This is a genomic window from Pseudoduganella sp. jia 12 (genome assembly GCF_055502675.1).
The window spans coordinates 492,202-504,364 of the sequence record NZ_JBUXKP010000005.1 but is presented as its reverse complement, the minus strand read 5'-3'; the positions used below and the strand labels follow the sequence as shown (position 1 = coordinate 504,364).

The window sequence follows — 12,163 nt, the reverse complement described above, 5'->3', positions numbered from 1 at the left end:
TGTTCGTTTGCTTGATGGATTGACCCGCTCAGTTTGACCCTCCCTCCACACCCGCGCGAACGCTGCAACCCTGTCGTAAGAACCCTCAAATCCCAATTCCTTCAGGTCCTCATGGATCTGCTTTAGCGTACGCCGCTGCTTTCTAGATCGTGCTGCCTCGGTCTTGAGCATGGCTGAAAGTTGAATCGAGTATTTGTCGATTGCGCTGCGCGAGCGCCGCTCGGTGTAGGCCGGCTCGGTGATTTCCTCGCGCAGGTAGCGCCGGACAGTGTTTCTTGAGATGCCTAAGCGTCTGGCGATCTCTCTAAGGGGGACCTGGTCACGAATGTGCCAGCGTCGAATAATGCCTAGTAGTGCCACGTCGATCACTCCGGTTCCCCACTCAACTTGTTGAGCAGGATTGTGTCTTAAACGTGGGTCAGATTCACTTGCAAATTACTGGGTAAAGTGGGTCAGATTTCGCTGCAAATCAACAGGCGCTCATCATGTCGATGAGATCAAGGGAGACTGGCGACTCAAGCCCTGTCTTTTCGTGACTCCATGCAGCCTCAAGGGCGTCTTGCGAATGAGCTGTTTCTTCTGTTCCAAAGTCCACTTCGCTGCTTGAAATAGCAGACTCCAACTCCACCACCGCCTGGTGAGCTCCCGCTTCCACGGCGATTGTATATGCGGTCTTGCCAGAGGGAGTGAGCAGGTTCGCATCCACCCCAGCATTCAGTAACAATTTGCACATCGCGGCTTTATTTCGCGAAGCAGCGAGCATGAGAAGAGTGAGGCCATCACTATCGCGCGCATTGAGATCGTCACCTCTATCGATGTGAATCTTTAGGGCGCTTTCAACGCCGGCCAGAACAGCAATTTTCAGAAAACGATTGAGTAGACGCATATAAAGCGAAGTGGTTAGGCGCCAGTAGAAGCGTTTTGGACATCAGCGCTGCTGAATGATAGAGGCTCGACTGATGGCATTTTTAGGGCCGAACAATTTTGCAATCTCATGTGGCCGCTGACCTATGGACATCCATTGCCGCACAAAACTTAAATTTCTTTCTTGAAATAAATTCTACAGCAGATTGAAACTTATTTCACGAAAAAGGTGAGCTAATGTGGAATGTCCAAGGAGGTCTATATCAGATGGCTTCGAGATCAGTCTGAATTTGGAAGCGTTCTGAACTGAGCGAAGGATTGGCAGGTTTGCTGCAGGCTATGGGTTGTGTGCCCAAGAGTAGAGCACAATGTGGTTCTCACGGGAAAGCCGTCGGTCACCAAGGCGAAAATGCCAGTAGGGATGCACAACCCACGCCCTTGACGCGCGGTTCGGTTTGGGCGCTGTCGCCCGCACGCAGGCGACAGCGCTTAACAACAAAGTGATGATTCAGATAGGGCTGGCGAGCACGCGTTCGTCATTCGAATCAACCACATAAAGTCCGCAGGGCCTACTTCTCTCCGGCAGGTCGGCATAGGGCCAGCATATTCAAGCCGCGTCTGCCGAGCTACGCGGCACGCGGGTCCGCACCGGGCGGTTCGAGTAGTTAGGTCAGAAGAAGCGAGGCAGGCCGCCCCTCTCGAAGTAGGCGATTTTGAGGGCTGTTTCAGCAGTCGATCGGCATTTCGCCACGAGTAGCGATTGTCCGCGGCCACTTTTCTTGCGACTTCAGCGGTAGCGCCGAATGCTATAGTTTTCAATGAATGGTTTTTCCTCGCTTCCAGTGCTTGAGCTAGGTTGCCCTCAGCCTGTGACGCAGCCATTCATAGAGTGTCCGCCAGATCTTGCGCGCCGGCTAAGACTAAAACCGTATCTGTGCAAACCTAGTCACCGTTACCTCAGCCACTCTAAGCTGCCGCCCCAACCCGCGGCAACGTCACCTCCAACTGACACCCCATCCCCGCCCCATCGCTTTTCGCGCTGACCGCCCCACCATGCAGATGCACCAGACTCCTTGCCAGCGCCAGCCCAATCCCCAGCCCACCCTGGCTGCGATCCAACCCCTGCGCACCCTGTGAAAACAGGTCAAAAGCACTATCGATCAACTCCGCGGACATCCCTATCCCGTTATCCCGGATCGAGATCGTCAATGTCCTGGCCTGCACCTCGAGAAGCAGTTCGATACGTCCGCCATCCGGTGTGTATTTCGCCGCATTCCCGAGCAGGTTCGCGAACACTTGCACCAGGCGCTTGCGGTCGCCTTTGACCATCACCTGCACCGGTGCGAGCAGCACATCCAGGTGATGCTGGTGGCGTGTAACGAGTGGCCGGACTTGTTCGATCGCGTCGGCAATCACGTCCTTGATGTTCAGTTCCGCGGTGTCCAGTTCCACCTTTCCGCGCGTGACCCGTGAAACGTCGAGCAGGTCGTTGATCAGCGAGGTCATATGCGCTGCCTGCCGGGCGATGATTGCACCGGTACGCCGCACGACGCCCTCGTCGAAATGGAAGTTGGACAGGATGGCGGACGCCGACATGATTGGCGCCAGCGGGTTGCGCAGCTCGTGCGCGAGCATGGCAAGGAACTCATCTTTCTTCTGGTCCGCCATGCGCAGTGCGCTCTCGGCGTCGACGCGGTCCGTGATATCCATCTGCGCGATGACGGCGCCGGTGATCGCGCCAGTCTCGTCACGCACCGGGCGGCCGGAATTGAGCACGGTGCGACGAGGCCCGGCCGCATCGAATGGCGCGATCTCGATCACCTGGCGCGGCGATTCCTCGCCAAGCAGGGCCCGCGCCAGCGACCATTCATGTGGCGCAAGCGGCTGTCCGTGCCGTGCCGAGCCATCGGCCCACCATCCCCGCCATGGTTGCCCCGGCCCGAGGTCGGTGGCCTCGGGATGCACGCCCAGCATCCTGCGATTCTCCACATTCATCTTGACGATCAAGCCGTTGGCATCGGCGATGACAATGCCGACAGGCGCGGCCTCCAGCAGCGCATCGGTTCGCCTGCGCTCGGCTTCGGCCTGGCGGGACACTTCCAGGGCGCGCAGCTGGCTCTCGCGCAGCTCGCCCTGCACCTGTGCCTGCCGGGCGATCAGCACTGCCTGGTCCTTCACGACCTTGCGCAACTCGATCTGGCTCATGATCTGCTGGGCGAGCGTGGCCAGCACGAACTGCTGCTGCTGCGTCAAGCCTTGCGGCCGCGGTTCCAGGTCAAGCACACACAAGGTTCCCAACGGGATACCCGCCTTGGTTTTCAACAGCTGGCCGGCGTAGAACCGCAAGCCCGGCTCTCCGGTCACCAGTGGATTGCAGGCGAACCGCGCATCTTCGCGTGTATCGGGCACGATCATCAGCTGGTCTTCCAGCAATGCGAACTTGCAGATCGAATCGCCGAGCGGCATCTCGCGGGTGCCAAGGCCGACTTCCGACTTGAACCATTGCCGATTCCTGGCAATCAGGTTGACGGCGGCAATCGGCGCATCGAGCAGCTGGCTGGCGAGTTTGACGACGTCGTCGAAGGCCTGCTCCGCAGGCGTGTCGAGGATGCCGTAGGAATCGAGTATGGCAAGACGCTCGGTTTCGTCGTGGTGGTCAGCGTCCACAATGGACCAGTGTTGAACCAAGCTGCAATCGCGCAAGCGCCTGCAAGCCATCATGGGCCACCTCTACCTTGCAGCCCGGCCATCGCACCAGCGCGGAAAGCATGGCGGCGGTGTGGCATGGTTTGTTCATATGTCCCCCGTGTTATCGATCGATCACCGGCGCGGTGCATCGCAATTCCCGGGCTGTGTCACTTTTAACCAGTATAGACAACGGCCGAGCAGCAGGATGCCGTCCGGCGTGGGACAGGGACACCACGCTTCGTAGGACGAGCGCCCTGTGTAACTTCAGGTATTGGAGATGTGGGAAGTGCTGCACGATGGCCAATGGCCTGGCGTTGTAGCGGTCGGCGCACATGGGCGGCGCGACCTTTTCATGCAATGCACGCAAACCGCCGGCGGCGTTGGCGCCGTCGACCGATTCGCTAGAAGGACTTCGATTTGCTGATCTGCACCGTGGTTCCCTGGCCAGGGGCCGATTCGATATCGAATTCGTCCGCCAGGCGCTTCGCGCCAGACAGTCCCACGCCCACTCCGCCACCGGTGGTGTAGCCATCGGTCAAGGCGAGACCGATATCGGCGATGCCTGGTCCCTGGTCGATGAACGCGAGGCCGATTCCCTTGCGCGAGCCAGTGAGGAGCCGCCGTACGTGAGCCTCCCCGCCGCCGCCATAGCGCAGCGTATTGCGCGCCAGTTCGCTGGCGGCGGTGATCATCCTGGTCTGCTCGAGGAGCGAAAAACCCGCGGCGATCATCAGTTCGCGAACGCACTGGCGCAAGCGCACGACGTCCTCGTCGGAACGGATTGACAGGTGTTGCGTATCGACGTCCGTATAGCTCAAAGATCGCCTGTCTCGAAAGGGGTCAAGTTGCGTTCCGCTGCAGCAGCGCGATGCCTTTTTCAACGTTCAGCGCGGTCTGCACGCCGTGCAGCGTGAGGCCCAGCTCGACGAGCGTAATGGCCACGGCCGGCTGCATGCCGACCAGCACCGTGCGTGCATCGAGGATACGCGCCATTGCCGCGGTATTGCTGATCATCCTGCCGATGAAGGAATCGACGATGTCCAGCGCCGAGATGTCGATCAGCACCCCGCTCGCGTGGTCCTTGACGATGCGCGAGGTCAGGTCGTCCTGCAGCGTCATCGCGAGCCGGTCGTGCATGTCGACCTGGATCGTGACCAGCAGCAGGTTGCCCATTTTGAGGATGGGGATATGCTCCATCGCTACCTCAGAAGGACTGTTCGGCGCGCGTCACGTTCGCGCCCACGCGTTTCAGGGCTACCAGAAACGCATCGGCCAGCGTGGCTTTCGTGGTCACTTCTTCCAGGTTGACGCCCAGGTGCACGATGGTCTGCGCGATCTGCGGGCGGATGCCGCTGATGATGCAGTCCGCGCCCATCAGGCGCGCCGCGGCCACCGTCTTCAGCAGGTGCTGCGCCACCAGCGTGTCGACTGTCGGCACGCCGGTGATGTCGATGATCGCAATCGATGCGCCGGTCTCGATGATCTTCTGCAGCAGGTTCTCCATCACCACCTGGGTGCGGGCACTGTCCAGCGTGCCGATCAGCGGCAGCGCCAGCACGTCCTTCCACAGCTGCACGACGGGCGTGGACAGTTCCAGCAGCTCCTGCTGCTGGCGCATGATCACGCTTTCGCGGCCGCGCTGGTACTCTTCGATCGTGTACAGGCCCATGCGGTCGAACAGTGTGCCCGCTTCCGTCATCACGGTGGTGATCGTGTCCGGCTCATGCGCCATTGTCTGGCGCAGCACCGCGAACAGCGGTTCTTTCAGGGAAAAGATGAACGAGGCCGTATCGGTCGATGAATAACCCTGGCGCAAGCGCCCCATGGAGATCTCGGCCAATGTCTGGCGCACGTCCGCCCATGCAGGCGAGTCGAATTCATAATTCTGGCTCCGCTCCAAGGTGGCCGCAACCGCCGGCAGGAATCGCGTGGCTTGCTGGCGGATCTCCCCCTCGGCCACCTTGTCCCGGCGGACCATGCGGGACAGCATTCCGCCCAGCCACACTTCCAGCAAGGTTGCCTGATGTTCGTTGAGGGTTTTGGCCAAAAGGCCCGTCGTTGCCATGCTCATGCATTCTCCTGGGTTATTGCCGAACTACTTCGTGAGTGGCTTATCCAGTATCACACAGAAATAAGTTATCAATGCATTAATCGTCGCGAACGGACGGAATGATCGGCGGCTGACGTCCAAGCTAAATCCCAAGCGTGGGATACCACTTCAGTGCATGAAAGGATTGCGGTAAGGCGGGCGGGGCCTATTGCCCGCGATGACGCGGCAGCCGCACCGAGAAAGTGCTACCGGCATCTTTTCCATCGCTGTGCGCGGACACCGTGCCGGCATGGGCCTCGACCAGACGTTTGACAAGTGCCAGGCCAAGGCCCAGGCCACTGTCGCGGTCGGCCGCCGTCAAGTCGGCCTGGACATACAGGCCGAACATGGTGGGAATCAGCTGCGGATCGATGCCAACGCCATCGTCGGCGATTTCGACAACCGCGTGCTCCCCCTCAATGGCCAGGCGGATGCGGATTTCGCTGCCGGAAGGCGAGTATCGGCTGGCGTTCGACAACAGATTGCTCATCACCTGGGTCAGTCGGGTGCGGTCGCCGACGACGACCGCGTCAGCGCACGCGACCATCCGAACGGCCTGGACCTTCGCGGCGATCAACGCCCCCACCTGCTCGATCGCCGCCTCCGTTACCTGGTCCAGGTCGACGACTTCGCGCCCGAGCGCCATCGTCCCGCGTTCGAAACGGGACACGTCGAGCAGGTCTTCGGCAAGGCGGCTCATGTAGCCTACCTGGCGCTTGACGAGCCTGCCGATCCCGGCGATGCGTGCGGCGTCGAGGTGGCTTGCATTGATCAACAGGTCGGCGGCGCCGTTGACCGCGGAAAGCGGGCTTCTCAGTTCGTGGGCCAGGACGGCGAGAAACTCGCCCTTCTGCGCATCGGCCTTGACGGCCGCGGCATAGCGCACCTCATTGCTCAATTGGAGCTCTTCGAACTGGCGAGCCTGCCGTTCGAGCATGTCGGCGCGTGCCGCCAGGACCGAGTTGTCCGCGGTAAGACCAGCGATCTTTTGATGCAGGGGGGCCTGGTGAAGGGCGGATCCCCGGCGGATATCGGCCGTGGAGGCATCGACTTTGGCGAGTCCGGTCGCAAAGGAATCCCTGGTCAGCGAACTGCTGGCGGGACATTCCCGCCACATGACGATGGAGCCGCCAGCCTGGTCGTAGTCGATCGTGTCGGCCCAATCGTTGGCCAGTCGTAGCGGCTCGGTCAAGGCGCTGCGGTCGAGAGGGTTCGCGGCCCCGGTGGCGATGGATATCCCCAGGCGCGTCGATGGCATCGCGCCCCCCAGGCTGAACTGCAGGGTACCAGCGGCGCCGGATGAAACCACGCTGCGAACGATATCGGAAACGATGGTGCCGAGCCTCACCTGATTCAATGAACTGAAGCCGCAGATCGCAGCGACCTGCAAGGCGCGCTGGCGTGCGGAAAAGACATCAAATTCATTGATAAGTTCAACGGTTAGCATAAGAAGGGAGGCTGGCTTGGCGACGGCAAGTCGCAAAAATGATGTAAATCAATGCATTCTAACGTGAGGATGCTGACAGATGTCGACAACTTCACTGCCATAGGTTGATGCCGGTGAGCTGGCTGCAGTGCCGTTTTGGCCCTTGGATGCGTGGCTAGCGGACGTTTCCCTTGGGGGGCCAGATAGCGCAGAGAATCGGATGGCATGACGCTGTTGAGGCGAGGCCGCCCCGCAAGCGAACCAGTACCTTAACGACAAAGTGACGATTCAGATTGGGCTGCGCTTGCATGCTGGGTCCTTCGAATCGCCCGTGCAGGCCTGCGAGGCCCAGCTTTTTTACGACTGCGGAGCCCAAAACAAAAAAGCCACCTTGCGGTGGCTCTTCTGTTTTATGTCCTTGGCGGAGAGACGGGGATTCGAACCCCGGTTAGGCTATGAACCTAAACACGCTTTCCAGGCGTGCGACTTAAACCACTCATCCATCTCTCCTGCATTCTCCCGCGATGCGAGAGGCGCAGATTATAGCAGGTGGCCTGTAGAGTGCAAAGTTTTTTCTCGGAAAGGAACGGCTCGGTCAATCGTTCCGGATAACCTGGGCCCGGACTCACAACCGCCAAGCCCAAGAACAGGACAATCCGAGATCACGAACGCCGCAGGCTAAAGAACCGGGGACAGACCCCAAGCGAGAAAACCGGGGTCAGTCCCCGCGCCGCGGGTCGTCCCTAGGGCCACAGGCACGCACACAAAGCCGGCGCGCCCGGCCAAGTAACGACTTAAGCAGTTTCCTTCAGCTGCTCCAAGATAGCCGGATTCTCAAGCGTGGAGACGTCTTGGGTAATCGACTCCCCCTTCGCCAGCACCCGCAGCAACCGCCGCATGATCTTCCCAGACCGCGTCTTCGGCAGGTTATCCCCAAACCGAATCTCCTTCGGCTTGGCAATCGGCCCAATCTCCCTGCCCACCCAGGTCCGCAGCTCGGCAGCGATCCGCTTGGCCTCCTCCCCCGTAGGCCGAGCCTGCTTCAGCACGACAAACGCACAGATCGACTCCCCAGTCGTATCATCCGGCTTTCCAACCACGGCAGCCTCGGCGACGAGAGGATTGGCAACGAGAGCCGATTCGATCTCCATCGTCCCCATCCGGTGCCCGGAAACGTTCAGCACATCGTCGATCCGACCGGTGATGGTGAAGTACCCCGTCTCCTTGTTCCGGATCGCCCCATCGCCCGCCAGGTAGTACTTCCCACCCAGCTCCTCGGGGAAGTAGCCGGCCTTGAACCGCTCAGGATTGTTCCAGATGGTGCGGATCATCGAAGGCCATGGGCGTTTGACGACGAGGATGCCGCCCTGCCCGTTCGGCACGTCGGCGCCGGATTCGTCCACGATGGCGGCCATGATGCCCGGCAGCGGCAGCGTGCAGGAGCCTGGCACCATCGGCGTGGCGCCCGGCAGCGGGGTGATCATGTGGCCGCCGGTTTCCGTTTGCCAGAACGTGTCCACGATCGGGCAGGCTTCGCGGCCCACGTTCTTGTAGTACCACATCCAGGCTTCCGGGTTGATCGGTTCGCCCACAGTGCCCAGCAGGCGCAGGGACGACAGGTCGAAGCTCTTCGGGTGCACCTTGTCATCGGCGTCCGATGCCTTGATCAGCGAGCGGATCGCCGTGGGGGCCGTGTAGAAGATCGTCACCTTGTGCTTCTGCACGTTTTCCCAGAAGCGGCCCGCGTGCGGGAAGGTGGGCACGCCTTCGAAGATCAGCTGCGTGGCGCCCACGGCGGTGGGGCCGTAGGTGATGTAGGTGTGGCCGGTGACCCAGCCGATGTCGGCGGTGCACCAGTACACGTCGGTGGGCTTGATGTCGAAGCTCCACTTCATCGTCAGCGCGGCCCACAGCAGGTAGCCGCCGGTGGCGTGCTGCACGCCCTTCGGCGTGCCGGTGGAGCCGCTCGTGTACAGAATGAACAGCGGGTGTTCCGCTTCCACCCATTCCGGCTCGCATTCGCTTGGCTGGCTGTCGACCAGGTCGGAGAGCCAGATGTCGCGCCCTTCCTTGAAATTGATGTTGCCGGCGGTGCGCTTGTACACGACCACGTTCCTGATCGTGTCGCAGCCGCCCATGGCCAGCGCTTCGTCGACGATGGCTTTCAATGGCAGCTGCTTGCCGCCGCGCAGTTGCTCGTCGGCGGTGATCACGGCCACGGCGCCGGCGTCGATGATGCGCTCCTGCAGGCTCTTGGCCGAGAAACCGCCGAACACCACGGAGTGCGTGGCGCCGATGCGGGCGCAGGCCTGCATCGCGGCCACGCCTTCCACCGACATGCTCATGTAGATCACCACGCGGTCGCCCTTCTTGATGCCGAGCGATTTCAGGCCGTTGGCGAACTTGCACACCTTCGCGTGCAGGTCTTTATAGGTGACGTTGGTGACGGTGCCGTCGTCCGCTTCGAAGATGATCGCGGTCTTGTCGGCATTGCCGTTCTGCAGATTGCGGTCCAGGCAGTTGTAGCTCACGTTCAGCTTGCCGTCCTCGAACCATTTGTAGAACGGCGCGTCGTCTTCGTTCAGCGTGCGGGTGAACGGCGTTTGCCAGTCCACGTTTTCGCGCGCCAGACGGGCCCAGAAGCCTTCGTAGTCGCGCTCGGCCTCGGCGCACAGCGCGTTGTAGGCATCCATGCCGGATACGGCGGCGCTGGCCGTGAAGGCCGCGGGCGGGTTGAATACGCGGGTTTCGCCGAGGCCCTGCTGTTCGGTAGCTGCGGTCATGCTTGTCTCCATCGTGGTAGTTGTTTGCCATGACAGTAAGGCGAGGCGCTTACAACGCCCTTACAGTGCCCTGGTTCCGGCAAAGGCAATACTGCCATTCTAACCAGATTGGAAAAAGCGCGAGGAGACCCCGCGGCTCAGCTGGCTGCTGCAGGTGCTGCTGCTGCCACCACTTCAGGCGCGGCCAGCCCCACTGGGCCGGGCCATGGAAGGTGCCGATCCTGCCGAACACGAACCATGCGGCGAAGCCGATGCCGCACACCGTCATCAGCTACGCCGTTTGCACGCTGCGCACGCGGAACCAGCGGCACAGGTAAAGGTGGTCGATCGCCACGCGGCCAGGAATTCCCGGACGATGGGGTTCATCGCCAGGTGCAGTCAGGGCGAATGCGTGGCGAGGTGCTGGCGCACGTCCTTGGCATGAGAGCGCACGCCCGGCAAACCCAATCCGGCGTGCTGACCACCATGACAAAAAACGGGAGGGCGACCCGCGGTCCCCCTCCCGTTTTCTGCCGATCCCGCTACTGCCGGGCCGATGTCAGGCGCGATGCCCCAGCAGCATGCGGCCCGGGGTGGCCGCGCCGTCCAGCCGGAATACGGAAACCGCCTGGGCCAGGCCTGCCGCCTGGTCCTGCAGCGAGGCGGCGGCCGCCGACGCCTGTTCCACCAGCGCGGCGTTCTGCTGCGTGATGTCGTCCATCTGGCCGATTGCCACGTTCACCTGCTCGATGCCGGCGCTCTGCTCCACCGTGGCGGCCGTGATGTCGGCCATGATGTCCGTCACGCGCTTCACGCCTTCCACCACGTCGTTCATCGTGCTGCCGGCCTGCGACACGAGGCGGCTGCCCGCGTCCACCTTGTCCACCGAGTTGCCGATGAGTTCCTTGATTTCCTTCGCGGCGCTGGCCGAACGCTGCGCAAGGTTGCGCACCTCGGATGCCACCACGGCGAAGCCGCGGCCCTGCTCGCCGGCGCGGGCCGCTTCCACGGCCGCGTTCAGCGCCAGGATGTTCGTCTGGAACGCGATGCCGTCGATCACGCCGATGATGTCCACGATCTTGCGCGCGGACTCGTTGATCGCTTCCATCGTGGCCACCACCTCGCCGATCACTTCGCCGCCCTTCACCGCCACGCCGGACGCCGCCTGCGCCAGCTGGTTCGCCTGGCGCGCGTTGTCCGCGTTCTGGCGCACGGTGGTGGTCAGCTCGCCCAGCGAAGCGGCGCTGTGCTGTAGCGAGCCGGCCTGCTCCTCCGTGCGCTGCGACAGGTTCAGGTTGCCCGCGGCGATCTCTCCCGATGCGGTGGCGATGGTATCGGTGCCGCTGCGCACCTCGGCCACGATGCCCACCAGGCTGTCGTTCATGTCCTGCAGCGCGTGCATCAGCTGGCCGATCTCGTCGTTGCGGCGCACGTCGATACGGCTTGTCAGGTCGCCCTTGCTGACCGTTTGCGCCAGCGTCAGCGCATCGCGCAGCGGCAGTGTCACGGAGCGCACCACGCGATAGCCCATGAACGCGGCGGCAACGAGTGCCAGCACGGCCACGGCAATCTGGATGTTGCGGAAGGCGGCGTTGGCGGCCAGCAGCTGCTCCACCTTTGCGTCCGCAATGCGGTCCTGCTGTTCGATGAGGTACTTGAAGGCCTTCACGGTGGCGGCGCCGTGCTTGTTCGTGTTCGCCGCGCGCCATGCGGCCGCTTCTTCCGTCTGGCCGGCGGAATACAGCTCGAACCAGCGCGGGCGCGAAGCGAAGTATTGCGCATACGATGCCTTCAGTTCCGCCAGGCCCGCCTGCTCTTCCGCCGTGTGCGGCATGGCTTCATACAGCTTCAGGTTGTCGGCGATGAGGCTTGCCCATTTCTGCTCGTCGCCCAGGATCTTGGCGCGCCCCTGCTCGTTGGCCGTCATGAAGTTGGCGATGCCGAAGCGCAGCTCCCACATGGCGTTTTGCGCGCTCACCAGGCCGGCGCTGCTGGATTTCAGTTCGCGGATGCCGTCGTTGTTGCGCGCCACGCTCCGCAGGGACATGCCGCTCACCACGAGCAGCAATACGAACAGCACACCCAGCATCAACGTGATGCGCGTGCCGATTTTCAGGCTGTTGAACATTATTGTTATTCCAGAATCGTTGTGCGGGTGGCGGGGGTGAGGCCGGTCGCGAATGCATGATGGCCGTGATGCTGCGAGGAATGGGCAGCGGCCGAAGGGGGACGATTGTAAATCGGCTGTATTACCTGAGTAAAACATTTATTGCTGATATGTTTCGGTGCAGCAACAACTGCCCGAAAAATGCGGCTTGAGCGGCTATCGCTTGA

At 61.7% G+C, this 12,163-nt stretch carries 9 protein-coding genes and 1 tRNA gene; all 10 read right to left on the bottom strand.

The window, feature by feature from the left end; all coding sequences use genetic code 11:
- Nucleotides 1-369: helix-turn-helix domain-containing protein (locus ACY65G_RS14295; protein ID WP_464998018.1), on the bottom strand; the 369-nt coding region annotated here is incomplete at its 3' end.
- 100 nt (nt 370-469) lie between these two features.
- A complete protein-coding gene (locus ACY65G_RS14290; protein WP_464998017.1) occupies nt 470-886 on the bottom strand; it encodes an ankyrin repeat domain-containing protein in 417 nt (138 codons plus the stop codon).
- A 944-nt stretch (nt 887-1,830) separates the two neighbouring features.
- Nucleotides 1,831-3,552, bottom strand: a complete 1,722-nt coding sequence (locus tag ACY65G_RS14285) for a sensor histidine kinase (protein ID WP_464998016.1) — start codon at nt 3,550-3,552, stop codon at nt 1,831-1,833.
- A gap of 401 nt (nt 3,553-3,953) precedes the next feature.
- Complete coding sequence (locus ACY65G_RS14280; RefSeq protein ID WP_464998015.1) at nt 3,954-4,370, bottom strand: anti-sigma regulatory factor; 417 nt, start codon at nt 4,368-4,370, stop codon at nt 3,954-3,956.
- A gap of 22 nt (nt 4,371-4,392) precedes the next feature.
- Nucleotides 4,393-4,749 carry an STAS domain-containing protein gene (locus ACY65G_RS14275; protein WP_464998014.1) on the bottom strand — a complete coding sequence of 119 codons (357 nt, stop codon included), beginning with the start codon at nt 4,747-4,749 and terminating at the stop codon, nt 4,393-4,395.
- A 7-nt stretch (nt 4,750-4,756) separates the two neighbouring features.
- Entirely contained in the window at nt 4,757-5,623 is an 867-nt protein-coding gene (locus ACY65G_RS14270) for an STAS domain-containing protein (RefSeq protein ID WP_464998013.1), read from the bottom strand.
- Between the two features lie 184 nt (nt 5,624-5,807).
- Nucleotides 5,808-7,088, bottom strand: coding sequence for a sensor histidine kinase (locus ACY65G_RS14265; protein WP_464998012.1), 1,281 nt, complete (start codon nt 7,086-7,088; stop codon nt 5,808-5,810).
- Nucleotides 7,089-7,486: 398 nt separating this feature from the next.
- A tRNA-Ser gene (locus tag ACY65G_RS14260) sits at nt 7,487-7,577 on the bottom strand.
- A 284-nt stretch (nt 7,578-7,861) separates the two neighbouring features.
- Nucleotides 7,862-9,850, bottom strand: coding sequence for an acetate--CoA ligase (gene acs / locus ACY65G_RS14255; protein WP_464998011.1), 1,989 nt, complete (start codon nt 9,848-9,850; stop codon nt 7,862-7,864).
- Nucleotides 9,851-10,388: 538 nt separating this feature from the next.
- Nucleotides 10,389-11,957, bottom strand: coding sequence for a methyl-accepting chemotaxis protein (locus ACY65G_RS14250; RefSeq protein WP_464998010.1), 1,569 nt, complete (start codon nt 11,955-11,957; stop codon nt 10,389-10,391).
- Nucleotides 11,958-12,163: the final 206 nt, after the last annotated feature.